This window comes from Rugamonas sp. GW822-FHT03B10 (assembly GCF_058801745.1).
Window position 1 is genome coordinate 73,154 of sequence record NZ_JBXANP010000019.1, and the last position, 22,835, is coordinate 95,988.

At 68.4% G+C, this 22,835-nt stretch carries 20 protein-coding genes; 8 read left to right on the plus strand and 12 right to left on the minus strand.

Annotated elements, in window-relative coordinates:
- Positions 1-47: 47 nt before the first annotated feature.
- Together AC1RQG_RS23460 and AC1RQG_RS23465 are read right to left on the minus strand one after the other, a co-directional pair.
- A complete protein-coding gene (locus tag AC1RQG_RS23460) occupies positions 48-461 on the minus strand; it encodes a PRC-barrel domain-containing protein (RefSeq protein ID WP_493135056.1) in 414 nt (137 codons plus the stop codon).
- Positions 462-595: 134 nt separating this feature from the next.
- Complete coding sequence (locus tag AC1RQG_RS23465; protein ID WP_493135057.1) at positions 596-1,843, minus strand: putative Na+/H+ antiporter; 1,248 nt, start codon at positions 1,841-1,843, stop codon at positions 596-598.
- 159 nt (positions 1,844-2,002) lie between these two features.
- On the opposite strand from AC1RQG_RS23465, the gene imuA reads away from it, so the two are divergent.
- Complete coding sequence (gene imuA / locus AC1RQG_RS23470) at positions 2,003-2,713, plus strand: translesion DNA synthesis-associated protein ImuA (protein ID WP_493135059.1); 711 nt, start codon at positions 2,003-2,005, stop codon at positions 2,711-2,713.
- Positions 2,643-4,124 (plus strand): Y-family DNA polymerase, encoded by a 1,482-nt coding sequence (locus tag AC1RQG_RS23475; protein ID WP_493135061.1) that lies wholly within the window; start codon positions 2,643-2,645, stop codon positions 4,122-4,124. The genes imuA and AC1RQG_RS23475 overlap by 71 nt, the downstream gene beginning before the upstream one ends.
- A gap of 33 nt (positions 4,125-4,157) precedes the next feature.
- Here the strand turns inward: AC1RQG_RS23475 and AC1RQG_RS23480 are convergent, their stop codons facing one another.
- The 6 genes from AC1RQG_RS23480 to AC1RQG_RS23505 form a co-directional block, all read right to left on the minus strand.
- Positions 4,158-5,126: an FAD:protein FMN transferase gene (locus AC1RQG_RS23480; RefSeq protein ID WP_493135063.1), complete on the minus strand. Its 969-nt coding sequence runs from the start codon at positions 5,124-5,126 to the stop codon at positions 4,158-4,160.
- Positions 5,110-7,332 (minus strand): PepSY domain-containing protein, encoded by a 2,223-nt coding sequence (locus tag AC1RQG_RS23485; RefSeq protein WP_493135065.1) that lies wholly within the window; start codon positions 7,330-7,332, stop codon positions 5,110-5,112. The genes AC1RQG_RS23480 and AC1RQG_RS23485 overlap by 17 nt, the downstream gene beginning before the upstream one ends.
- Positions 7,333-7,343: 11 nt before the next feature.
- A complete protein-coding gene (locus AC1RQG_RS23490) occupies positions 7,344-7,814 on the minus strand; it encodes a DUF2271 domain-containing protein (RefSeq protein ID WP_493135067.1) in 471 nt (156 codons plus the stop codon).
- Positions 7,811-8,173, minus strand: coding sequence for a PepSY domain-containing protein (locus AC1RQG_RS23495; RefSeq protein WP_493135069.1), 363 nt, complete (start codon positions 8,171-8,173; stop codon positions 7,811-7,813). The genes AC1RQG_RS23490 and AC1RQG_RS23495 overlap by 4 nt, the downstream gene beginning before the upstream one ends.
- A 98-nt stretch (positions 8,174-8,271) precedes the next feature.
- Positions 8,272-8,622: a hypothetical protein gene (locus AC1RQG_RS23500; RefSeq protein WP_493135072.1), complete on the minus strand. Its 351-nt coding sequence runs from the start codon at positions 8,620-8,622 to the stop codon at positions 8,272-8,274.
- A gap of 15 nt (positions 8,623-8,637) precedes the next feature.
- Entirely contained in the window at positions 8,638-10,587 is a 1,950-nt protein-coding gene (locus AC1RQG_RS23505; RefSeq protein ID WP_493135074.1) for a M61 family metallopeptidase, read from the minus strand.
- A gap of 241 nt (positions 10,588-10,828) precedes the next feature.
- Here AC1RQG_RS23505 and AC1RQG_RS23510 point away from each other — a divergent pair, with 241 nt between their 5' ends.
- The 6 genes from AC1RQG_RS23510 to AC1RQG_RS23535 all read left to right on the plus strand — a co-directional run bounded on the left by AC1RQG_RS23510 (position 10,829) and on the right by AC1RQG_RS23535 (position 16,800).
- Positions 10,829-11,287: an Hsp20 family protein gene (locus AC1RQG_RS23510; protein WP_493135076.1), complete on the plus strand. Its 459-nt coding sequence runs from the start codon at positions 10,829-10,831 to the stop codon at positions 11,285-11,287.
- 232 nt (positions 11,288-11,519) lie between these two features.
- Positions 11,520-13,025: a DegQ family serine endoprotease gene (locus tag AC1RQG_RS23515; RefSeq protein ID WP_493135078.1), complete on the plus strand. Its 1,506-nt coding sequence runs from the start codon at positions 11,520-11,522 to the stop codon at positions 13,023-13,025.
- A 45-nt stretch (positions 13,026-13,070) separates the two neighbouring features.
- Positions 13,071-13,730: a response regulator gene (locus tag AC1RQG_RS23520; protein ID WP_182152158.1), complete on the plus strand. Its 660-nt coding sequence runs from the start codon at positions 13,071-13,073 to the stop codon at positions 13,728-13,730.
- Positions 13,727-15,076, plus strand: a complete 1,350-nt coding sequence (locus tag AC1RQG_RS23525) for an ATP-binding protein (RefSeq protein WP_493135080.1) — start codon at positions 13,727-13,729, stop codon at positions 15,074-15,076. The genes AC1RQG_RS23520 and AC1RQG_RS23525 overlap by 4 nt, the downstream gene beginning before the upstream one ends.
- A 56-nt stretch (positions 15,077-15,132) precedes the next feature.
- Entirely contained in the window at positions 15,133-16,272 is a 1,140-nt protein-coding gene (gene coaD, locus AC1RQG_RS23530) for a pantetheine-phosphate adenylyltransferase (RefSeq protein ID WP_493135082.1), read from the plus strand.
- Between the two features lie 114 nt (positions 16,273-16,386).
- Entirely contained in the window at positions 16,387-16,800 is a 414-nt protein-coding gene (locus AC1RQG_RS23535; RefSeq protein ID WP_493135084.1) for an SRPBCC domain-containing protein, read from the plus strand.
- Positions 16,801-16,873: 73 nt separating this feature from the next.
- Here the strand turns inward: AC1RQG_RS23535 and AC1RQG_RS23540 are convergent, their stop codons facing one another.
- From AC1RQG_RS23540 to AC1RQG_RS23555, 4 genes are all read right to left on the minus strand, one after another.
- Complete coding sequence (locus tag AC1RQG_RS23540) at positions 16,874-17,638, minus strand: tetratricopeptide repeat protein (RefSeq protein ID WP_493135086.1); 765 nt, start codon at positions 17,636-17,638, stop codon at positions 16,874-16,876.
- Positions 17,639-17,714: 76 nt separating this feature from the next.
- The gene (locus tag AC1RQG_RS23545; protein WP_493135088.1) at positions 17,715-19,844 is read right to left on the minus strand and encodes a bifunctional 2',3'-cyclic-nucleotide 2'-phosphodiesterase/3'-nucleotidase; all 2,130 of its coding nucleotides are present in this window, start codon (positions 19,842-19,844) and stop codon (positions 17,715-17,717) included.
- A 377-nt stretch (positions 19,845-20,221) separates the two neighbouring features.
- The gene (locus AC1RQG_RS23550) at positions 20,222-22,051 is read right to left on the minus strand and encodes a DUF3443 domain-containing protein (RefSeq protein WP_493135090.1); all 1,830 of its coding nucleotides are present in this window, start codon (positions 22,049-22,051) and stop codon (positions 20,222-20,224) included.
- A 9-nt stretch (positions 22,052-22,060) separates the two neighbouring features.
- Positions 22,061-22,528 carry a DUF2844 domain-containing protein gene (locus AC1RQG_RS23555; protein WP_493135092.1) on the minus strand — a complete coding sequence of 156 codons (468 nt, stop codon included), beginning with the start codon at positions 22,526-22,528 and terminating at the stop codon, positions 22,061-22,063.
- Between the last annotated feature and the right edge of the window lie 307 nt (positions 22,529-22,835).

The following is a 22,835-nucleotide window of genomic DNA, read 5'->3' on the forward strand; positions in this document are numbered from 1 at the left end:
ACGCATGAGCGCACCATGAGCGCGGCATGCGTGCAGCGGCGCGGGGATCAGTGATGGCTGGTGCCCGGCCCCGTGCCGTAGAACGAGTGCACCTGGTTGGCCCAGTCGTCCATGGTCATGTCGGGCCAGTCATCCTTGTCGAAGCCGGGCGCGTTCTTCAGCGCTTCCTTGTCCACGTCCAGCACGAAGCGCTTGTTGACGGTGTCGAGCGACAGCCGTTCCCATGGCACGGCGAACAGCTTCTCGCCGATGCCGGCGATGCCGCCAAACGACAGCACGGCATAGGCCACTTCGCCGGTCTGCATGTCGAGCATGATTTCCTTGATGTCGCCCAGATCCTCATCGTTCTGGTTGTACACGTCCTCACCGATCAGCGTGTCCGCACCCATCAGGCGAGGGCCGGGGCCGCTCTTGTCCGAGTGCTTGTAGATACCGAAAATATCACGGTCCAGATAGCTCATGATGGTCTCCTTTTCGCATTGGTTAGTCGCCAAACGCCGGTGCCATCGGTCGTGCGAACGGCCGGCGTTCAGACAGGCGAAGAATAGCAGACGGGGGCGGGCTTGATGCGTGTCAACGGTGCGCGGGTCGGTGATCACAGCAGGAAGGCCAGCACCGCCACCGCCGTCGGCGGCAACGCACCCAGCAGCAGGCCCATGGCGCCGATCGAGGCGTCCTGGAAGCCGCGCCGCAGCAACGACACCCCGGCCGGATTGGGCGCGTTGGCGATCACGGTCAGGCCGCCGCCGGCCACGGCGCCGGCCACCAGCATGTATTGCGACTGGGCGGAGATGCCGTCGATCAGCGAGCCGAGATAGGTGAGGGCCGCGTTGTCGGTGATGGCCGTCAGACCGAGCGCGCTGAAGAACAGGGCCACCGGCGGCAGGCTGGAGACGATCGGTTGCAACCACCATTGCTGCATGCCGCCCAGCACCACCAGCCCCGCCAGGAAAAAGCCCACCAGCAAGCCCTCCTTGACGATCAGCGGTTGCTGGTAGCGTTCATACGCCTGCGTGAAACCGAGGAACAGCAGGAACACGCCGAGGAACAGGACCGGATGATGGCCGAGCACGACCACGGCGGCCAGGAAGGCCAGGTGGATGGCGGCCACGGCCAGCGGCACCGGCGCGTCGGCCGCGCCGGATGGCGGGGCGATCGCGCGCACGTGGCCGCGCAGCAGGAAGGTGACGACGCTGGCGTTGCACAGCACGGCCACGGCGGCCTTCCAGCCGAAGTGGCTGGCCATGTGGGCGCTGTCCCATTGCCAGGTGGTGGCCACCATCAGCACGGGCGGGGCGGCATAGGCCGTCAGCGTGCCGCCGATCGAGACGTTGACGAACAACACGCCCAGCGCGGCGTACTTCAGCCATTCCGGCATGTCCTGGCGGAACACGAGCGGCGCCAGCATCAGCGCGGCCAGCGTCATGGCGGCTGGTTCCGTGATCAGCGAGCCGGTCAGCGGCACCAGCGCCAGGCCGAACCAGACCAGCGCCAGTTCCGCGCGCAGCGGCACCAGCCGGGCCAGCAGGCGCAACGCGCGCTGCACGCTGTCGAGCACGGGCCGCGAGGCGGCCACCACCATCACCACGAACACGAACAGCGGTTCCGTGTACTGGCGTGTCTCGGCATATTCGATGGCGGCCTCGCCGCCCTGCAGCAGGGCCATGGCCAGCACCAGCACGAAGGCCCAGAAGCCGAACACCACTTCCACTTCGCCCAGCAGGTGGAACAGGCCGGCGTGGCGCGGGTGGCGGTGGGCCAGCACTTCGAACGACTTGGCGGCGAAGGTGTGCAGCAGCGCCAGAGCGAACAGGGCGGCGCCGATCAGTTGCATGGTATTCATGGCGGATGGGATGGTTGCGTGTATCGCCAGCATGTTACAGCATGGGCAAGGTTTCCAGTGTTAAAGCGCGACCCGAAGCGCACCCGGCCGCAGATAGTCCTTGCCAAAACGGGGCGCAAATAGTACTGTGTATTTATACAGTATTTTACCTCGCATCCCATGTCCCGTTCCGCTCCCATTGCCGCGCCCGAAGCCGTGCATCCGTCGTTATGGCTCGCTTCGCAACTGGCGCACAGCAGCACCCGCTGCGTCGATACGGGCTTCGCCGCCCTGTCGGCCCAGTTGCCGGGCGGCGGCTGGCCGCTGGGCACGCTGATCGATTTGCTGGTGCAGCAGCCCGGCAGCGGCGAGTTGCGTTTGCTGCGGCCGGCCCTGGCCAGCCTGGGCCAGCGTTCCATCGTGCTGCTGCAACCGCCCCACGTGCCGCAGGCGCTGGCGCTGGCCGCGCTGGGGGTGCCGCCGTCGCAGCTGATCTGGATACGCAGCGGCGCCAAAAGCGGCGACGCCCTGTGGGCGGCGGAACAGGTGTTGCGCAGCGGCTGCTGCGGCGCGTTGTTGCTGTGGCAGACCCACGCGCGCGGCGAGACGCTGCGCCGGCTGCACCTGGCGGCCCAGAGCGGCGACACCCTGTTCTGCATGCTGCGTCCGCTGGCGGCCGCGCAGGATGCGTCGCCGGCGCCGTTGCGCCTGTCGCTGCGGCCGGCGGCCGGCGGCATCGAGCTGGGCTTCGTCAAGCGCCGGGGACCGCAGCGCGATGCGCCGCTGTTCCTGCCCCTCACTCCTTCTTTGTTGCAGCGCCATGCGTCTCTGGATCGGCCTCTACCTGCCCCGGCTCCCGCTCGAAGTGTTCTGCCCGCGCTGGTCGGTTGACCAGGGCAGCGTGGTGCTGGAACAGGAGCGCGTGCTGGTCGCCTCGCCGCAGGCGCAGGCGGCCGGCGTGCGGCCGGGCATGCGGCGCGGCGGGGCGCTGATGCTGGCGCCGCAGGCCCAGCTGCACCAGCGCGCGCCCGCGCTGGAGGCCGAGGCCTTGCAGGCCGTGGCGCTGGCGCTGCTGCAATTCACGCCCCAGGTGGCCGAGGGCGAGGAGGCGACGCTGTTGATGGATGTGGGCGCCAGCCTGCGCCTGTTCGGCGGCGTGCGCGCCTTGTGCCGGCAAGTGCTGGCCAGTTTGCAGGCGCTGGGGTTCACGGCCGCGCTGGGCTGCGCGCCCACGGCGCGCGGCGCCTGGCTGCTGGCCCGCGGCGGCGGCGGGCGCAGCGTCAAGATGGCGACGCTGGAACGGCGCCTGGCGCGCCTGCCGTGCAGCCTGCTGCCGCCCGCGCGGCCCTACCTGAGCTGGCTTGAGGGCATCGCCTGCCTGACCGTGGGCGATTTGCGCCGCCTGCCCCGTCCCGGCCTGCAGCGCCGCTGCGGCCGGGCCCTGCTCGACATGCTCGATGGCGCGCACGGGCAGGCGGCCGAGTTGTTCGAATGGCTGGCCGCGCCCGACAGTTTCCGCGCCAAGGTGGAATTGTTCGACCGGGTCGAGCATGCGGAAGCGCTGCTGTTCGGCGCGCACCGGCTGCTGCTGCAGATGACGGGCTGGCTGTGCGCGCGCCAGTTCGCCGTCGAACGCGTGAGCCTGGCGCTCGAGCATGAGCGGGGCAGGGTGGCGCGGCCGCCCACGGTGCTGGAGATCGTGCTGGCCGAGCCCACCTGGCGCGCCGAGCACCTGCTGCGCCTGCTCAAGGAGCGGCTGGGCAAGCTGGTGCTGGAGGCGCCTGTGATCGGCCTGTGCCTGGAGGCGCCGCAAGTGCGGCCCATGATCGCGCCCAGCGCATCGTTGTTTCCCGAACCGGGCGGCAGCAAGGAAGACCGGCAGCGCTTGTTCGAATTGCTGGTGGCGCGGCTGGGGCCGGACAATGTGCTGCAGGCCGCGCCGCTGGCCGACTACCGGCCGGAGCTGGCCAACCAGTGGGTCAGCGTGCAGGAAAAGATACGTCCGGCCGACGCCCGCGCCCAGCTGCCGCCCGACATGCCCAGCCTGCCCCGGCCGGCCTGGCTGCTGGCCAAGCCGGTCGCGCTGCTGATGCGCGACCACCGGCCGTTCTACGGTTCACCGCTGAAAATGATGTCGGGTGGCGAGCGCATCGAAGCGGGCTGGTGGAGCCAGACCCAGACCCGCGATTATTTCATCGCCGAGGGCCAGGACCATGCGCATTACTGGGTCTACCGCGAGCGCCTGGCCAGCGCGGACGGACAGGCCGAGCCGCGCTGGTACCTGCACGGCTTGTTTGGTTAGCTGTCGGCCGCGTCGGCCGCAAGGGCCGCGCCGCTAGCCGAGCGCCCGTCCTTCGGCGACGAGGATCTCGTCCAGCCGGTCGCCGTCGCGCAGCACGAACAGCGCATCCATGCCGCGCTCCCTGGCCAGCGCCACGCCGTCGACCTGGCCCAGCACCATCAGCGCCGTGGCCCAGGCGTCGGCCAGCATGCAGCTCGGCGCCAGCACGCTGACGGCCGCCAGCCGGTTGAGCACCGGCTGGCGCAAGCCCGGATGCATGGTGTGGGCATAGCGCGTGCCAGCCACATCGACCCAGCGCCGGTAATCGCCGGAGGTGGCGATCGCCGTGTCGTGCAACTCCATCACGCCGCCCACTTCGCGCGTGCCGTAGGTCGGCTTCTCCACGGCCACGGTCCATGCGCCGCCATCGGGCTTTTCCGAGCGCGCCCGCATTTCGCCATCGATGCCGACCAGGTAGCGCTCTATGCCCCAGCCGTCGAGGCAGTGCGCGAGCTGATCCACGCCATACCCCTTGGCGATGCCCGACAGGTCCAGCGTGACCGGCGCCAGCTTGCGCACGCGCCGGCCCGCCTGGTCGAGCTCAAGTGCCGCGCTGGCCGCGTGGTAGGCCGCGCCATGCTGCGCCGCGCGCCGCGGCGATGGTGGTTGTTGCGCGGGGCCGAAGCCCCAGTCCTCCACCAACTGGCCCACCGCCATGTCGAAGGCGCCATGCGACAGCCGCTCGACCAGCAGGCCCGCCGCCAGCACCTGCGCCAGCTGTTCCGGAATGGCGGTCCAGCGATCGACGGGCGCCGCGTTCAGGCGGCACAGGTCGGAAGCCGGGTCCCAGCCCGACATCTGCCGGTCGACCTGATCGACGGCGGCGAACAGGCTGGCGCCCACGGCGTCCGCCGCCAGCGCCGGGCTGGCATAGAACACGGCGCTGTAGCGCGTGCCCATGGTGGCGCCATGGAGGCTGTAGCGCCGCAGCGCCGGCGCCCCAGGCTCAGAACACGTCTTCACGGTAGCGTCCCTCGTCCCGCAAGGCCTGCACGTTCAGCTTGAGCGGGGCGAGGATATCGTCCAGCGCCTGGCGCACGCTGCCGGCCATGGCCCGGCTGCCGCACACCAGCACCTGGCCCTGGTTGCCGATCAGCTGGCGCATGTTGTCGGCGTCCTCCACCAGGCGGTTCTGCACCCGCTCCCCGTTTTCCACCCGCGAAAAGGCCGTGTGCAATTGCGTCAGGCGGCGGTCGGCCAGGTAGTTGCGCAGTTCCGGTTCGTACAGGAAATCGGTGGTCGGATTGCGGCCGCCCCAGTACAGGTACATCGGGTGCTTGCCCGTGTTGTTGCGGATGAAGCCGGCGAGCGGACCGATGCCGGTGCCGGCGCCGATCAGGATCACCGGCGCCTTGCCCGAGGCCGGACGGAACTGCGGATTGGGCTGGATGAACAGCGCGACCCGGTCGCCGGGCCGCAAGCCGTGCAGATAGGTCGAGCACACGCCGGCCGGCTGCTTGCGCACGCAGATTTCGAGCACCCCGTTGCCGGCGCCGCTCGCCAGCGAATAGAAGCGCGGCATCGGGCTGCCGGGCGGAATGATGCCGGCCAGGTCGCCCGCTTCGAAGTGCGGCAGCCGTTGCCGCGCCAGCAGGCGCGTCAGCCAGGGCGCGTCCGGCGCCGGCGGGGCCGCGACAAAGCGCAGCACGACGGTCGGGTCCGGTTCTTCCGGGCCGTAGTCGATGCGCTCATGCAGTTGCAGCGTATGGGTGGGCGGATGGACGGGCGCGTGTTCGAGCGCCAGCGGCTGGCCGAGCGCGGCGCCGAGGCCGACGCCCCAGCGGGCGAATTCCTGGCTCGACTGGCGGTCGATGCGGGCCAGTTCCTGCACCCGGGTCCAGCCGCGCGCCGCCATGGCCGCGTCCACATCCTGCGCGAACTGGCAGAACTTGGGGAACTGGCGGTCGCCGAAACCGAGCACGGCGAATTTGGTGGCCGGATTGGGCGCCACGTCCGCCACATGGGCCAGGAACTGCCGGGCCGAGGCGGGCGCCTCGCCGTCGCCATAGGTGGCCGTCAGGATCAGCAGCTGGCGCGCGCCGCCGTGGCGGGACGAGAACTGGTTCATGGGCGCGGTGTGCACGCGCTGGCCGGTGGCCCGCAGGGCGTCGTGCAGCACCCGCGCGAAACCCCACGTGCTGTTGTTCTCGCTGCCGACCAGGATGACGGTCTGGGCCGACTGCGCGGCGCTGTTGCCGGCGATGCGCGGCTTGGCGCGCTGCCGCTGCCACCAGACGATGGCGCCGGTCGCGGCCAGCCACGGCGCGCCGAGGGCGCTGAGGCCGAGCAGCAAGCCCAGCCACCACAAGCCTTCGCCCGTGTGCAGCTGGTAGATCAGTTCGTAGGTTTCCCGCACGCGGCTGTGGGCGCGATAGACGAGCACCGCGCCGGTGGCCTGGTCGACATAGGCGTCGCCCTGGACCGTGCGCAGCGTGTAGAAGGCGGCGGGGTCGCCGGCCAGCGGGAAGTCGAGTTCGCGCAGGTCGGCCAGCCGCGCGGCCTGCAGGGCCGGCAGGCGGGCGGCGGGCAGCGGCGTGCCGCCGGCGGTGGCGGTGGGGAAATCGGGTTCGTCCTGGGTGCCGTCGGAGACGAGGGCGAAGGTGGCCGCCGACATGTAGCTGCCCGTCAGCGCCGACAGCAGCAGGCCGGCGACGGCCAGGCGCGCCACCTGGGCATGCCAGCGCTGGCTGCGGTTGCCGTGCAGCGGCAGCGCCAGCCGGCGCCAGCCGCCGACCCGCTTGACCAGCAGCGCGATGCCGGAGACCGACAGGACCAGCATCGCCAGCGCCGTGATGCCGGTCGCCGCGCTGCCGGCCGTGTCGAGGAACAGGGAGCGGTGCAGTTCCTTGACCCAGCGCGAGAAGGCCGGGGGCGTGTAGGCGGCGATGCGCTTGCCGCTGACCGGATCGACCCGGTCCACGCCCGAGGCGCCGTCCGCGCCGCTGTAGTAGACGATGATCGAACCGGACGGCGTGCGCTGGATCTGCTCCACGCCCGGATACTGGCGCGTGACGCGCTGCGCCAGTTCGGCCACGCTGACGCCGGCCGGCACGCTGGTGCCGAGCCGGTCGAGCGCGGGATCGAGCGACAGCACCGCGCCCGTCATCCCGATCAGCATGACCAGCAGTGCGCTGATCAGGCCGGGGACCGAGTGCAGCAGTCGCAGCATGGGCAGGATGGTTACATGTCGTAGCTGAAGGACTGGACGTAACCGCGTCCCCTGACCGGCTTGCCGGCGCCCTGTTTGGTCAGCGGCGCGCGCGCGTCGGCGGGCTGGTCGCGGCCATCCTCGACCGCGCTGTCGATCCGGATTTCATAGCCGGCGTCGATCAGCGTGTCGGCCAGCTCGACCGTCACCTTGAGCGCCTTGCCGCTGCCCACGCTGGCGCCGGTGACGCCGTCGAATTCAGCCGCGCTCAGGCCGCTGCCGCGCGCCCAGTCGCCCAGATGCTTGTAGTATTTCGATTTTTTTCCCGCCACCCACAGGGTTTTCTTGTACTTGCCGGCCGCGTCGGTGACGTAGACGGCCAGGTAGGCGCCGTTGCCGGCATAGTTTTTGAGCTGTGCGTTCAGCACCACCGGGCGCGCCTGGGCCAGGCCGGGCAACGCCAAAGCACCTGCCAGGCAGGCGTAAGCTGTCGTGTATTTCATCGGGTTTCCTCATGGGAGGCCGGGCCTGCGCGCCGGCGGATGGGGCCGTGCGGTTCCAGGCCCGGATAATCGGTAGTCTCGCCAGTCGGCCCGAATTCCACCGCCAGGCTGCGGATGCGCAGCGAGGCGGGTGAGAACTTGGCCTTGAGCTTGTTCCCGTGGCGGTCGGTTCCCCGCAGCTCGTAGCAGCCGTCGTCGATTTTGATGCGCTGGACGGTCCAGCCGCGCTGTTCGGCCTCGCGCTGCAGTTGCTCGCGCGGTTTCCAGTCGGCGACGGGATCGTCGCAGCTGACCTCGGCGAGCGCGGCGCCGCTGGCGCCAAGGGCGGCCAGGACGATCAAAGGACGAAACAGGAACATCGCGTACTCCTCGCTACAGTAGCTCAACTTTAGTGACCAATACTGACGTCAAGCTTACCTGCGGGGGCGCCCCTGGTCCCGGATGGCGTATGGCGGGCTTACTCGTCGTCGTCGAATTCCTCGGCCAGGTCCTTCCAGCCCTTGCCGGCCGCGTAGGCGTTGAATTCGTCGGGCGCTTCGAGCACCATCAGTTTGTTTTCCTGCAGCACGGGGTCGCCCGGCGTCAGCACCGGGCCCTTGTAGCCGGTGGTGCGCAATTGGGCCACGATGGCCGCGATCAGGGTCTTGTCCTTGTGCAGGCCGGCGATGGAAGCGGCGAAATCGACGTACACGTCGATGGCGCCGTAACCTTCGTCGAAGATGCGGATCGCCTTGATGTCGTGGGCACGGCCGGAGCCGTCGGTGGCCTTGAACGGGCCGCTGAGCTGGATGTCGGTGTCTTTGTTCATATTGCTAGCATACACCTACTTCAGCGGTTGCAAAATGGCGCTCAGCCGGTCCGGCGTGCCGGAGATGCGTTCCAGCCGTGGATACTTGAGGCCGTCGCGGTAGTCGAGCGCGATGGTGTGGTACAGATTGCCCTTCTTGACCAGCAGTTCGATCGGCTGCTTGCCGTCCTTGGCGGCGGTGATGGCGGCCCGTAGCAGCTCGGCCTTGTAGGCGCGGCCATTGACGGCCAGCAGCGTGGTGTTGCCAGACAGGCCGGCGCGGAAGGCCGGACCTTCCCAGCGCAGCGCCTCTATCCTGCCTTCCGGGCTCACCGAGAAGCCGAGCGAATACTGGAAGTTGGCCCATTTGCTCAAATCTTCCTGCGTCTTCAGGAACTCGGTCGGCTTGTCCGTGTACACCAGTTTCCAGCCGGCGCGGGCCAGGCCGTCGAGCGGGGCGCCGGGGCCGTGGCCGTCGAGGCGCGTGCGCAGGAAGCCGGCCCAGTCGTAGGGCTGCACCGCGTTTAGCGCCTGCACCACGTCCTCGAAGGTGTAGTGCCTGGCCACGCTGACGCCGTCGTCGACGCCGAAGAAGCGCCGCGCGAAGTCGTTCAGCGAGCGGTGTTCATCGGACATTTCCCGGATCTTGGTGTCCACGTCGAGCCAGATCAGGGCGCCCTCCGAGTAGTAGTCCTCGGCGCGCTGCCAGTTGTTCCACGGCTGCGGACGGCGGGCATTGATGATGGGGTCGTTCGTCGTGTCCTGCACGGCGCGCCAGCTGCGGCCCTGCACCATGTCGTAGCGGGCGGCCATGGCGGCGAACAGGTCGCGCATGTGTTCGGGCTTGATCAGGCCGGAGCGGGCCGACAGCACCTGGCCCCAGTACTGGGTCTGGCCCTCGTAGACCCACAGCAGTCCGTTTTGCAGCGGCGTGTTGAAGTCGGGCACATCCTGGCCGGCCGGCCGGCGGAACTTGCCGTTCCACGAGTGCGTGAATTCATGCGGCAGCAGGCCGCGCTCGCCTTCGTACTTGGCCCAGTCCGTGAAATAGCCGGTCTTCAGGCCGTTCTCGCTGGACTGGTGGTGTTCACGGCCGATGCCGCCGAACTCGTCGCTCAGGGCGAACAGGAAATCGTAGTGCGCGTAATGCTGCGAATCGAACAGCTTGATGGCCTGCGTGACCATGGCGCGGTGCAGCGCGATCTGTTCCGGCTTCGCGTCCAGCGCCTCGGCCGTGTCGGCCACCACGTCCAGGTGCACGGGGACCTTGGCGCCCGGCGCCAGATCGAAGCGGCGGAAATAGCGGCCCGCGAACAGGGGCGAGTCGACCAGCTTCTCGAGGTCCAGCGGCTTGAAGGCGACCGCGTCGCCGGTGCGCCGGTCCGTCTCCAGCGCCGTGCCGTACTGCCAGCCGGCCGGCAGTGTCAGGTTGGGCTGGACCGTGATGGCGCGCGTGCGGTGGCCGGCCGGATACAGCACCATCGCGTGCCACTGCACGCCGAGGATGTCGGCGGTCATGGTGGTGCGGCCCTGGTTGGCTTCCACCGGCGTCAGGTACTGGTATTCCGCCTCCAGCGTGGTGGCGCCGGCCGGCACCTCGACATGGAAGGCGTACACGTTCACGGTGTCGCGCACCCAGTCCAGCGGCTTGCCATCGACCGTCAGCTTGAGCCCGGCGAACTGGTTGAGCGGGCCGCTGGGACCGTGATTGCCCGGCACCCACTGCGGATAGAGCAGCGTCAGCTTGCCGGATTGGACGGGGATGCTTTCATGGATGCGGAAGATCTGCTGGGCCGTGTTGCTGGCGTCCACCTTCAGGACGATGGTGCCCGGGTAGGGCTGGTCGGCGGGCGCCGCGATGGTGTCGGCGCGCGCCGCCGTGGTGTCGGCGTGGGCGCCGGCGCCGGTGGCCAGCAGGGCCGCCAGCAGCGCGGTGGCGCGCAGGCGGGGCAGACGGGACGGGGATGTTGTCGTGGTCGCGGTCATGGTTGAGGCGGTGGCAATGTCGGAAAGCTGGCGAGTGTAGCACGGGGGAAACAGAACAATCACGCAATAATGTTGGCCGGTAGTCGGGGCAAAAAAAGTTAAAATTTTTTTGCCGTCTGGGGATGGCGGGGCTGTTTTTCAAGATCTTGAAACCGCCGCCGCACGCCGTATATGGGACTCAGCGGTTGCCCAGCAGGGGACCGCCTCCCTTATATCGCTTGACTTGAAAAGGATATCCACCATGCGTACTTTCGACCTGACCCCCCTGTATCGTTCCGCCATTGGCTTCGACCGTCTGGCCCAGTTGCTCAACGACGCGCAGCGCGGCGACAGCCAGCCCAGCTATCCACCCTACAACATCGAGCTGGTGTCGGAGGACAAGTACCGCATCGTGATGGCCCTGGCCGGCTTCGACCGCGCCGAGATCGACATCACGGCCGAACGCGACACCCTGCACATCGTGGGCCGCAAGCAGCGCGACGGCGCCGAGCGCACCTATCTGCACCGCGGCATCGCGGCGCGCGATTTCGAGCAGCGTTTCCAGCTGGCCAACCACGTCAAGGTGACCGGCGCCGCGTTCGAGAACGGCATGCTGACCATCGAACTGGTGCGTGAAGTGCCCGAGGCGCACAAGCCGCGCAAGATCGTCATCGGCGGCGACAACGTGACCGCGCTGGAACAGCAGCGCCAGGCCGCCTAAGGTAGCGCGGGGCAGCGCAGCGCGGACCGGGACACGGCCCGCCGTGCCCGCCCGCGCGCGCCCCGCGACACAATCCGCAGCAAGACCCTGGCCGGCTCGTCCGGCCGGCGCCGTTTGTGGCCGTCGCCCGCCTGCACGGGCGCAACGGACGATGCCCAAGGTTAAGCGGTGCCTAAGTCTTGTGCTCCATATTGGATACGTCAACAACCTCATTCAATGCAGGAGTACCGCGATGTCTAAAACTAATCTGTTCGGATCGATGACCGTCAAACGTCTTACCCTGGCAGTGGCCGCCGCAGGCGTGCTGGCCGCGGGAGGTGCGATCGTCGTGCATCAAAACAATGCCGTGGCCGCCGGCGCGCCCGGCCTGACCGTGGCACCGGCCGCCACCCCCGCCCCGGTGGCGGCGCCCGTGATGACGCTGCCCGACTTCAGCGTGATCGCCGCCCACAACGGGCCGGCCGTGGTCAACATCAGCGTCACCGGCAGCACCAAGACGGCCGTGGACATGGGCGACCAGGCCAGCCGTCGTGGCGACCCGTTCGGCGACGACCCGTTCTTCGAGTTCTTCCGCCGCTTCCAGGGCCAGCAGCGCGGCATGCGCGAAGTGCCGACCCACGGCGTGGGTTCCGGCTTCATCATCAGCCCGGACGGCGTGATCCTCACCAACGCCCACGTGGTGCGCGACGCCAGCGAAGTGAGCGTCAAGCTGACCGACCGCCGCGAGTTCCGCGCCAAGGTGCTCGGCTCCGATCCCAAGACCGACGTGGCCGTGCTGAAGATCGACGCCAAGAACCTGCCCGTGGTGCCGCTGGCCAAGGCCAACGACCTGAAGGTGGGCGAATGGGTGCTGGCCATCGGCTCGCCGTACGGCCTGGAGAGCACGGTGACGGCCGGCGTGGTCAGCGCCAAGGGCCGCTCGCTGCCCGATGGCAACGTGCCGTTCATCCAGACCGACGTGGCCGTCAACCCCGGCAACTCGGGCGGCCCGCTGTTCAACACGCGCGGCGAAGTGGTCGGCATCAACTCGCAGATCTACAGCCAGACGGGCGGCTACCAGGGCCTGTCGTTCGCGATCCCGATCGACGTGGCCAACAAGGTCAAGGACCAGATCGTGGCCACCGGCAAGGTGGTGCACGCCAAGCTGGGCGTGACGGTGCAGGAAGTGAACCAGGGCTTCGCCGACTCGTTCGGCCTGCCCACGCCGGAAGGGGCGCTGGTGTCGAACGTGGAGCGCGGCAGCGCGGCCGAGAAGGCCGGCATCAAGCCGGGCGACGTGATCCGCAAGCTCAATGGCCAGACCGTGGTCAGCTCCGGCGACCTGCCGGCCGTGGTGGGCCTGGCCACGCCGGGCGACAAGGTGACGTTGCAGGTCTGGCGCCAGGGCAAGGCGGTGGACTTGACGGCCACCCTGGCCAACGCGGCCGACAAGACGGCCGACGCCGACCAGCCGGCCCATGGCGCCAGCGCCAAGCTGAAACTGGGCCTGGCCCTGCGTCCGCTGGAGCCGCAGGAGAAGCGTGAAGCGGGCCTGGCCGGCGGCCTCGTGATCGAGGACGCCGCCGGCGCGGCCGCCAACGCCGGCGTGCAGCCGGGCGACGTGCTGCTGTCGGTGAACGGCCGGCCCGTCAACAGCATCGAGCAGGTGCGCGAGGTGGTGGCCAAGTCCGACAAGTCGGTGGCCTTGCTGATCCAGCGCGGGGATGAGAAGATCTTCATTCCCGTGCGGCTTGGTTGATCACGCCACCGGCGGAGGGCGACAACAAAAACAGAAAGGACAAACATGCGACTTCTGCTGGTGGAAGACGACACGATGATCGGCGAAGTGGTGCTCGACCTGTTGCGGGCCGAGCACTACGCCGTCGACTGGGTCAAGGACGGCGACATGGCCGACACGGCCCTGCAAACCCAGACCTACGACCTGGTGCTGCTGGACCTGGGCCTGCCGCGCAAGGACGGCCTGGAGGTGCTGCGCTCGATGCGCGCGCGCAAGGAGCTGACGCCGGTGCTGGTGGCCACGGCGCGCGACGCCAAGGAGCAGCGCATCGCCGGCCTGGACGCGGGCGCCGACGACTACGTGCTCAAGCCCTACGACCTGGACGAGCTGCTGGCCCGCATCCGCGCGCTGCTGCGCCGCTCGGCCGGCCGCGCCGAACCGGTGTTCGAGCACAAGGGCGTGACGGTCAACCCGCAAACGCGCGAGGTGACGGTGGAGGGCAAACTGGTCAACCTGTCGGCCCGCGAATGGGCCGTGCTGGAAGCGCTGATCGCCCGCCCCGGCATCGTGCTGTCGCGCCACCAGCTGGAGGAAAAGCTGTACAGCTGGAAGGATGAGGTCAACAGCAACGCCGTGGAAGTCTACATCCACGGCTTGCGCAAAAAACTGGGCAGCGAACTGATACAGAACGTGCGCGGCCTCGGTTACATGGTGCCCAAGGAATGAAGGTGAAAGTGCCGAAGGTGAAAGTGCCGCGCGTCCCCGTCACGCACTCGCTGCGCGGCCGCCTGCTGTGGTTCCTGCTGGCGGCCATCACCATGGCGGCCGTGGCCCAGGCCATGATCGCCTACCGCAGCGCGCTGTACGACGCCGACCAGATCTTCGACTACCACATGCAGCAGATGGCGTTGTCGCTGCGGTCGAGCGCGCCCTTGGCCAACAGCGTCGGCGCGACCGACCCGGAATCGGACAACGACGACCTGGTGGTGCAGGTGTGGACCCCGGACGGCGTGCAGCTGTTCCGCTCCCGGTCGCACGCCGAGCTGCCGCAGCGCGCCGTGCTGGGCTTCTCCAACGTGCGCGCCAACGGTACCACCTACCGCATCTTCTCGGTCGCCACCAGCAACCAGACGGTGCAGGTGGCGCAGGACATGGCCGTGCGCCAGCGCATGGCCGGCACGCTGGCGCTGCGCACGGTGGGCCCGATCGCCGTCATGGCGCCGATGCTGATGCTGGTGGTGTGGTGGGTGGTGAGCGGTTCGCTGGCGCCGGTGGCGCGGGTGCGGCGGCAAGTGGCCGCGCGCCGGGCCGACGATCTGTCGCCCGTGTCCGACGCCGACCTGCCGGACGAGGTGCGGCCGCTGGTGCAGGAACTGAACCTGCTGTTCGGCCGCGTGAAGACGGCGTTCGACGCCCAGCAGCATTTCGTGGCCGACGCCGCGCACGAACTGCGCTCGCCGCTGGCCGCGCTCAAATTGCAGGTGTTGAGCCTGGAGCGGGCCGCCGACGACGGCGCCCGCGCCGTGGCCGTGGGCCGGCTGACGGCCGGCATCGAACGGGCCACGCGCCTGGTCGAGCAACTGCTGGTGCTGGCGCGCCAGGAGGCCGACGACAGCAAGCTGGCGCCGCTGGACCTGACGGAACTGGCGCGCCGCACGCTGGGCGACCTGGCCGGTCTGGCGCAGGCGCGCCAGATCGACCTGGGCCTGCACCATGCGGACCAGGCCACGGTGGCCGGCCATCCGGACGCGCTGGTGATCCTGCTGCGCAACCTGGTCGACAACGCCATCAAATACACGCCGGCCGGCGGCACCGTGGACGTGGAGCTGCGGCGCGCGGCCAACGGCGCCGTCACGTTGTGCGTGGACGACAGTGGTCCCGGCATCTCGCCCGAGGAACGCGAGCGGGTGTTCGACCGCTTCTACCGCGTGCCCGGCGCCAGCGCCGGCGGCAGCGGCCTGGGGCTGGCCATCATCAAGGCCATCGCCGAACGGCACGGCGCCACGCTGGCGCTGGAACAATCCGAGCGCCTGGGCGGCTTGCGGGTGCGGATAGAATTTCCTCCGAGTTGAGTCACCGCTCCGGCTAGAATGTCGCTTTTGACACGCGACACGCGGCGGAGCGGCGAATGAAGAAAATCGGATTTTCCGGGACCCTGGACCCGATCACCAACGGCCACATGTGGGTGATCGGCGAAGCGCGTTCGCTGGCGGACGAGGTGCTGGTGTTCCTGTCCGAGAATCCGGCCAAGAAGCCCAAGTTCTCCGCCGAGGAGCGCAAGAGCATCATCGCCCTCAGTTGCGCCGAGCAGGGCTGGGACAACGTGCAGGTGGTGATCGTCAAGGGCGACTACACGGCGCGCGCGGCCAAGAAGCACGGCGCCGACTGCCTGATCCGCGGCATCCGCACCACCGCCGATTTCGACTACGAAAACCTGATCCAGCAAACCAACGTCGACGTGCTGCAGGGCGCCAAGACCATCTTCGTGATGCCGCCGCGCGACCTCGGCTCCGTCAGTTCCAGCTTCGTCAAGGCGCTGGAGGGGCCGATAGGCTGGAACTGGATCATGAAAAAATTCGTCCCCGGCCCGGCCTACCACGCCTGGGTGTTGAGCTGGCTGCGCAAGGAGTGGGAAACCCTGTGGGACTACGCGCACGCCGATGCGCCATCGATCGCCCACGCCGACGCATGGTTTGTGCGGCTGACGGGCAGCACGGCCTATGGCGGTCCGACGCGCCACTACCACAACCTCGACCACCTGGTGCACGGCCTGTGCGAGATCCGCGTGTGGGCCGCCAACACCCAGCCCGACCCGCGCGACGTGGACATCATCAAGCAAGCGTTCTGGTTCCACGACGCCGAATATGGCGCCGTGCACGGCGACGTGTCGAACGAGGAGGCCAGCGTGCAGCTGTGGCTGGGCAGCAGCCTGTGTCACGACATGGGCGATGCGGCCGAACTGATACGGGCCACCGACCACTTCCAGGAAGCGGCCATCGAGCACCGTCTGAAGGACATCATGCTCAGCGTCGATCTGGCCATCCTCGGGCAGGACGAGGAGGTGTACCAGAACTATGCACGCGCCATCCGGCAGGAATACCTGCATCTGACGGAGGCGAAATACCGCGAACAGCGCGGCGGCGCGCTGGCCCACCTGCGGCGCAAGGCCGAGGCGGGACGCTTGTTCGGCAACGCCTATTTCGCCGACCAGTACAACGAGCGGGCGATCGAGAACATGACGCGGGAGCTGGCGCAGTTGACGGGCTGAGGCCGTGAACAGGTCTGGCAAGCACGGGTGTTACAAAGTGTGTATTTTCACACCCCAAAAGTCCGGTACAGTGCCTTAATCATTGTTTAATGAATAATAATTAAGGGGTGCGAAATGGATACCACAATCACCGTATCGGTTGTTATCACCGCTACTATCGACACGGTCTGGCGCGCTTTCACGACACCGGGCGAGATCATGCAGTGGAACATGGGGCCAGGCGATTCGCATACGACCGAATGTACGGTCGATTTGCGCGAGGGCGGCGATTTCCATCTGCGCAGGGAGACGACGGACGGTGGCTCCGGTTCAAATTTCGACGGGACATTTACACGGGTCATTCCCTATAACCGGCTGGAACTCTCGTTGGGTGGGCGCACGGCCTCGGTGCAGTTCGAAACGACGGACATGAATGTGACCGTTACTGTTGTGTTTAATGCCGAGTCGGAAGCGACTATCACAGATGAGCAACAAGTCGCGCTATTGATCATGCAGAACTTCGCGGGGTATGTGGAACCCGGGCGTTAGGCTGCGGGCCGGCCCCGCCAGGCATCGGCGACCGGGCCCGCCGCCGTGAGCCGCGCGGGCCGAACGGCGGACCTCAGAAGCGGTTCCAGTTGTTGTGCCGATGCTCGGTCGCTTCCTTGAGCAAGTGCGCGGCGCGCAGTTCGTCCTTGTCGCTGAGCGCGTCGCCCGTTTGCACGGTCATCGCCAGCTCCTGGATCGCGGGCGGGTATTCGTGCTCGGCCGCTTCCTCCAACAGCTGGCGCGCGTGCGCTTCATCGCGCTCGACGCCGCTGCCTTCGCGGTACGCGTTCGACAGCAGGAACATGGCGTGCGCGTTGCCCAAATCGCTGGCCACGCTCAGCCAACGTGCGCCCTGCGCGCGATCCGCGCCCACGCCTTCCCCGTTATTGAACAGCATACCGAGCATCAGCGCCGCCCTGGCGTGCTTCTGCTGCGCCGCTTGCCGATACCAGGGGATGGCCTGATCCGGCGCGGCGGCGACGCCGGGCGCGCCGTTGCGCAGCATCTGGGCCAACTGGAACGCCGCTTCCGCGTCGCCCGCGCGGGCCGCTTGCATGAACAGGCGTTGCGCCTCGGCGCGTTGGGCCGGGCGGGTCAGATAGAGCAACCCGAGCTCGCGCTGGGCCACCGGCGCCTGCCGCTGCGCCCAGTCGCGCAAGCGGCTCTCGGCCACCACATCGCCTTGCTGGGCGGCGCGCATCGACACGCTCTCGATCTGCGCCGGCGCCGGCACGGGTTTGCTCAGCTGGCACGCCGACAGCGCCAGCGCCAGCGTCAGCGCGGAAAGGGTCTGACCCTTGGGTCTGACCCTGGTTTGCTTGTGGGTTTGAGTTTGCATAGTGGGCTCCATCCGTGTCGATGAAAAAGGGTCAGACCCGAGGGCCCGACCCTGTGCGCGCGATCACCTGGCGCGCTTATTTGCTCAAGTCCACCTGATACTTGGCGAAGCCGTTCGCATCCAGCCCACCTTCGGCCACGATGTTCTTGATGCCGCTGCTCTGCGCCAGCGCCAGATGGCCGGGCGCCGAACGCAGGATCACGGGACCGGCCGTGGCCACCTTGACGAAGCTCCAGCTGCGCGCGCTGCCGTTGTTGGCCAGCGTGACCTTGCCGCCGGTCTGGCCCTGCGCCATCAGGTAGTTGCTGACCACGGCCTGGTTCGCGTCCGGCGACTTGATGATGGTCTTGCTACCGTCGATGCCGGGCACGTTGCCGCCGCCGCCGGCGCGGTAGTCGTTGGTGGCCACGATGAAGTCGTCGCCATCGGCCACCGCCTTGCCCAGGTAGGTGAGGTTGACGATGCGGCTGCCCGCCGGCTTGGTCACGTCGATCTGGTAGGTGAGGGCGTTGTTCTCGGCGTAGAACACGTCGTAGTTGTAGATGGTGCCATAGCTCGGCACCAGATCCTGCTCGGTCGCCTTGGCCGGGTCGATCTGGCCGAACTGCTTGGCGGCCGTCTCCAGCCAGGCCTTCAGGTCGGAACCCTTGATCTTCACGGCCTGCAGGTTGTTATTGCTGTACAGGTAAAGGTCGCCCGGATTGCGCACTTGCAGGCCCACCGGCGCGGCCGCGCTGGCGCCTGGCGCCACGTCCGTGAAGTCGGAGGCGCCGTTGCGGCCGGCCTTGAACGGCGCGCTGCACGAGATCACGGGGATGTTCTTGTAGCTTGCGATGGTGGCGTCGGTGCTGGCGGCGATGAACTTCTTCACGTAGTCGATCTGCGCCTGGTTCACCAGCTGGATCGCGCTCACGTCGCCGGCCAGCGCGAAGTAGGCCGACATTTCGAAGTCGGTCGACACGCCCAGCGGCTGCTTGGCGTAGGCGATGGTGGCCGCGTGTTCGGTGGCCACCAGCGGCGCGATGGCCGGATCGGCTTTCACCAGCGTGGTGCCGTCGGTGTATTTGAAGCCGCGCGATTCCACCGTCGTCCTGGCCGGCTGCACCACCCACTTGCCGCCCTGGCGGGCCAGCGTCATCTTGATGATGCCCAGGCGCCGGCCCCAGCTCTGCGCCATCACGGTCGGCACGCCGTTCACGAAGCCGTTGACGGCGTCCACGTTGGCGCTGGCGGGAATGGCGGCGAACGAGGGGTCCAGCGCCGGCGCGCCCGGCTCTTTAGCCTTGGGGAAGACCAGGTGCGAGTGGCCGATCATCAGCGCGTCGATGCCGGTGGTGCTCAGGTGGTAGCTGCCGTTCTCCATTTTCGGGCTGTAGGCGCTGGTGTCGAGGCCACCGTGCGACAGCGCCACCACCAGGTCGGCGCCTTTGCTGCGCAGTTCGGGCACGTACTGCTTGGCCGCTTCCTGCACGCCCGTCACGGCGACCTTGCCGGCCAGGTTCTTCTGGTCCCACTCCAGGATCTGCGGCGGCACGAAGCTCATGATGCCGATGTTCAGTTTGACGGTCAGCTTGCTGCCGTCCGGCGCCACGGCCGCGAAGTCGCGCGGCAGCAGCGCGTACGGCGGCAGGATCGGCTTCTGGCTGGTCACGCCCGTCACGTTGGTCAGCACCAGCGGGAAGGTGGGGGCGCCGCAGGTGCCGGCCGGCTTGCTCACGCCGGGGATGCCGAAGTCGGTGTTGGTGATCTGGCTCAGGAACGGCAGGCCGTAGTTGAATTCGTGGTTGCCCATGCCGCCGCCGTCATACTTGAGGGCGTTCATGGCCTTGTGGATGGCCAGCGTGTCGGCGCAGGCCACGGGCTTGGCCACGGCCTGCAGGTCGGCCAGCAGCGTGCCCTGGATCACGTCGCCGTCGTCGAGCAGCACGTTGTTGGGGTTTTCCGCGCGCGCCGCCTGCACCAGGGTGGAAGTGCGCTCCAGACCCAGGCTGGTGTCGTCGGCCAGCGCGTAGTAGTTGTAGCTCATCACGTTCGCGTGCAGGTCGGTCGTCTCCAGCAGCGCCAGCGTGACGGTGGTGCCGTCCGGGATGGCCGGCACGGTGGGGCCGGCGGGGGAGGTGGCGGTGTTGTCCGGCGCCGAGGAGCCGCCGCATGCCACCAGACCGGCTGCGGTCAGGGCAGCCAACAGGACCAGATTCGTTTTCATCGTTACCTCGCAGGGAAAGAAAGGTGGCGACTGTAACTAGCCGAAATGACAAGGTGATGACAACGGCACGACCCACTTGCAAGACACAATCCGGTGCGCCGCGCCATGGCTCGCGGGGGCTGCTCGTTGGTGCGATTTAACAATGCGCCTGGCATGTTCGCCTCTCACGGCCAAGAGGGGAAACGGACATATGTCCGCAGCCTTATCCAGCGCTGCGGGGCATCGTTCGACCTCGCCATTGGCGAACGCGGACCGGCGCGATCGGTGTTACTCCCAGCGCCCCGGCGTCCAACGGTCGCAAAGAAAAACCGGGGTCAGGTCATGCTGTTGCGCAATTGCGCGGCAGCATGACCTGACCCCGGTTTTTTGCGAAGCCGTCAGTAGGCCCAGTACGGTCCGTTGCCGGCCGTGGCGCTGCTGCCTTCGAACACGACGAACACGCGGCGGCCGTAGAAGAACGGCAGGCCCCAGTCGAAGCCGTTGCTGATCGAGACGCTGGCGCGGTTGTCGACCGTGCCGCCGATCGGGGCGGCCGTGATGCTGGCGCTGAGGTCGTCCATGTTGACCACCATGAAGCTGACGGCGCCGGCGTTGCTGCCGTCGTACGAGGCGTTGGTGGCCGTCAGGCTCAGGGTGCCCAGCGGGCAGTAGAAGCCGCTGCTGTTGGCGCAGGCGGGGATGCTGGTGTCGGCGAAGAAGTAGGCGTTCGAGCCGCTGTCGATGAAGCTGGCGCTGTAGGTCTTGCCCTTGTAGGTGGTGGTGAAGTCGCCCGTGCTGCTGTCGGCGCGGTAGACGCTCTCGCCGCCGATGGCGTTGTTGGCCTGGGTGCCCACGCCGAAGACCAGCGTGCCGTTGATCGAGGTGGCGCCGTTCGCGGCCACGGCCGGCAGCACCAGCAGTACGCCGTTGTTGTTGGCGGCGAACGCGGCCACCGGGTTGCTCACCTGGCGCGCCAGCGCCATGGTGCTGGCCGTGCAGCCGGCCGTCGTGCACGCGTAGTACATGCCGCCAGCCGTGGAACGGGTGCAGGCCGCGCCGCAGTCCTGCTTGAACAGGCCCACGCCCAGGATGCCCTTGGCGCCCAGCGCCGACAGCGTGCCCAGGTTGTTGCCGCCGCTGCTGCAATCGGCGGGCACGGCGGCGAAGCTGGCCGCGCCGTCGCCGATCACCTGGATCGAGATGGCGGACGCCGTCTCGTCGCCCAGCCTGACGTCGGCCTGGCGCACGGCGCCCCAGGTGTAACCGCTGACGAATTTGCTGCATTCGCCCGCGTTGGCGCCGGACGCCGTCGTCACCTGCGGCAGGGCCAGCGCGGGGTCGAGCGGCGCCAGCAGGCGCAGGCCGTAGGAGCCGGTGTCGACCAGCACGTGGTCGATGGTCTGGCACACGCTGGTGCCGGGACGGCACACGGTCACGTTCACGTAGGGGATGTTGATGGCGCCGCCGGCGCCGGGCGGGCCGTTATCGATCAGCAGCGCGGTGCTGTTGTTGCCGCCGGACGTGGCGGCCACCGTGAGCGTGGCGCTGCCGGTGGCGCTGCCGCCGTCGCCGCTGCAACTGAGCGTGTATTGATAGCTGCCGGCCGCCGTCGGCGCCACGGCCACGGCGCCGCTGGTGGCCTTGCTGCCGCTCCAGGCGCCGCCGGCCGTGCAGGCCGTGGTGTTGGTGGAGGACCAGTTCAGTTGCGCGCTCTGGCCGCTGGTCAGGCTGGCCGGCGTGAGGGCCAGGCTCACCGTCGGTTGCAGCGGCGCCGGGTTGACCGTCACCTTGGTGGTGTTGGACACGCCGCTGCAGGTGATGGTGTAGCTGGCCGTGCCCACGGCCGATGGCGTGACGGCGTCCGTGCCGCTGGTGGGCAGGGTGCCGCTCCATGCGCCCGCGGCGGTGCAGTCGCTGCTGGTGGCGTTGGTGGCGCTCCACGTCACGCTGACCACCTGGCCCAGCGTGACGGTGCTGGGCGAGGCGCTGATGCTGACCACGGCCTGCGTGGCCGGCGTGGGCGTTGGCGTGGCTGTGTTCTGGACGGTGCTCGCGCCGCCGCCCCCGCCGCCGCAGGCGGCCAGCGCCAGGGCGCAGCCGGCGGCGGCCAGTGCGCTGGCGGTGCGCGCGCGCCAGGTGCGCAGGATGGACAACGTGGGCAAAGTCGACAAGGTGGGGGAGGACTGCGGGAGGAATGGCTTGGCCGCCGGCTTCGGTGGTGTCGTCATCGCGCGTCCTTATTCGATGTTGTCGGGGCTGAAGCCGGCGGGCAGTTCGCCCGGTATCCACGCGCGGCCGCTGAAGGCGCGCATGTGGCCGTTGGAGATGATCACCACGTCGGGCCGCTCGACGGCCAGTTGCGAGTGGCCGGCCTTGGGCCGCTGGGCGGCGGCGCCCGTCATGGTGCCGAAGTGCTGGCCCAGCAGCGTGCGCAGGTCGGGCAGGAAGGGGCCGTTCCAGCTGACGGCGAACACGGCGCCGGCCGGGTTCACGTATTCGCGCACCACGGTGCCGCTGTCGAGCGTGGTGGTGCTCACCGTCCACGCGGCCGCGGTTCCGGCCGTGGCGGCGGCCAGGCTGCGCGCCGTGAGCCGGGCCGGCGTGGCGCCGAAATGGGAAGGGGCGCCGCCCAGGGCGGCGTAGGCATAGCCGCAGGCCAGCATCGGCAGCAGTGATAACAACAACGGTAGCAGGGATCTGCGCATGGGCACTCCAGGTATTCCAGGGGGCCGGGGTGGCACGCGACCCCGGCATGCGCCGAGTGTATGACGGCCCGGCGTTGCCTTGAGTTAGGAAGATGTAAGCAGATGTTACCATTCGCCCAAGTGAAAACGGCGTCCCGCGCATCGCTGCGCGGAACGCCGTTGGCGCTGGCTGTCCGTCCACAATCGGGGACGTAACACAATTGGCGAATGTGTTACGTCCCCATTGGTTTTAGAACTTGACCCACAGGCGGCCGAAGTAGGAGGCGCCGTTCAGGCCGAACTGCACGCTGTCGTACTTGAAGCCGTT

Bases quoted from the DNA above. Each gene is read 5' to 3' on its own strand.
- AC1RQG_RS23545 (WP_493135088.1), bottom strand. From the start codon at position 19,844: ATGAAAACGAATCTGGTCCTGTTGGCTGCCCTGACCGCAGCCGGTCTG.
- AC1RQG_RS23510 (WP_493135076.1), top strand. From the start codon at position 10,829: ATGCGTACTTTCGACCTGACCCCCCTGTATCGTTCCGCCATTGGCTTC.
- AC1RQG_RS23555 (WP_493135092.1), bottom strand. From the start codon at position 22,528: ATGCGCAGATCCCTGCTACCGTTGTTGTTATCACTGCTGCCGATGCTG.
- imuA (WP_493135059.1), top strand. From the start codon at position 2,003: ATGTCCCGTTCCGCTCCCATTGCCGCGCCCGAAGCCGTGCATCCGTCG.
- AC1RQG_RS23490 (WP_493135067.1), bottom strand. From the start codon at position 7,814: ATGAAATACACGACAGCTTACGCCTGCCTGGCAGGTGCTTTGGCGTTG.
- AC1RQG_RS23515 (WP_493135078.1), top strand. From the start codon at position 11,520: ATGTCTAAAACTAATCTGTTCGGATCGATGACCGTCAAACGTCTTACC.
- AC1RQG_RS23520 (WP_182152158.1), top strand. From the start codon at position 13,071: ATGCGACTTCTGCTGGTGGAAGACGACACGATGATCGGCGAAGTGGTG.
- AC1RQG_RS23535 (WP_493135084.1), top strand. From the start codon at position 16,387: ATGGATACCACAATCACCGTATCGGTTGTTATCACCGCTACTATCGAC.
- AC1RQG_RS23500 (WP_493135072.1), bottom strand. From the start codon at position 8,622: ATGAACAAAGACACCGACATCCAGCTCAGCGGCCCGTTCAAGGCCACC.
- coaD (WP_493135082.1), top strand. From the start codon at position 15,133: ATGAAGAAAATCGGATTTTCCGGGACCCTGGACCCGATCACCAACGGC.
- AC1RQG_RS23540 (WP_493135086.1), bottom strand. From the start codon at position 17,638: ATGCAAACTCAAACCCACAAGCAAACCAGGGTCAGACCCAAGGGTCAG.
- AC1RQG_RS23495 (WP_493135069.1), bottom strand. From the start codon at position 8,173: ATGTTCCTGTTTCGTCCTTTGATCGTCCTGGCCGCCCTTGGCGCCAGC.
- AC1RQG_RS23465 (WP_493135057.1), bottom strand. From the start codon at position 1,843: ATGAATACCATGCAACTGATCGGCGCCGCCCTGTTCGCTCTGGCGCTG.
- AC1RQG_RS23460 (WP_493135056.1), bottom strand. From the start codon at position 461: ATGAGCTATCTGGACCGTGATATTTTCGGTATCTACAAGCACTCGGAC.
- AC1RQG_RS23525 (WP_493135080.1), top strand. From the start codon at position 13,727: ATGAAGGTGAAAGTGCCGAAGGTGAAAGTGCCGCGCGTCCCCGTCACG.
- AC1RQG_RS23550 (WP_493135090.1), bottom strand. From the start codon at position 22,051: ATGACGACACCACCGAAGCCGGCGGCCAAGCCATTCCTCCCGCAGTCC.
- AC1RQG_RS23485 (WP_493135065.1), bottom strand. From the start codon at position 7,332: ATGCTGCGACTGCTGCACTCGGTCCCCGGCCTGATCAGCGCACTGCTG.
- AC1RQG_RS23475 (WP_493135061.1), top strand. From the start codon at position 2,643: ATGCGTCTCTGGATCGGCCTCTACCTGCCCCGGCTCCCGCTCGAAGTG.
- AC1RQG_RS23505 (WP_493135074.1), bottom strand. From the start codon at position 10,587: ATGACCGCGACCACGACAACATCCCCGTCCCGTCTGCCCCGCCTGCGC.